This is a genomic window from Lactobacillus sp. UCMA15818 (assembly GCF_030400225.1).
Taxonomy (GTDB): Bacteria; Bacillota; Bacilli; order Lactobacillales; family Lactobacillaceae; genus Liquorilactobacillus.
Map to the genome: position 1 here is coordinate 1 of NZ_VJYB01000046.1, position 261 is coordinate 261.

Here is a 261-nt window from a genome sequence, read left to right on the forward strand (position 1 = left end):
GGACAGATGATTGGGGTGAAGTCGTAACAAGGTAGCCGTAGGAGAACCTGCGGCTGGATCACCTCCTTTCTAAGGATATAACGGAAACCTACACACGATTGTTGAAACTTTGTTTAGTTTTGAGAGGTCTACTCTCAAACTTGTTCTTTGAAAACTAGATAATATTTTTCTAAAATAATTAACAAACCGAGAAATACCGCGTTTTAAAGAGTTTAAAACAAGAAAAATCTTGAACGCTAAACTCATAACCGCTTTACCGTA

Annotated in this window: 1 rRNA gene; it reads left to right on the plus strand. The window is 37.2% G+C overall.

What is annotated here, in order from left to right:
- Positions 1-69, plus strand: a 16S ribosomal RNA gene (locus FFX44_RS12620); the annotation flags it as partial.
- Between the last annotated feature and the right edge of the window lie 192 nt (positions 70-261).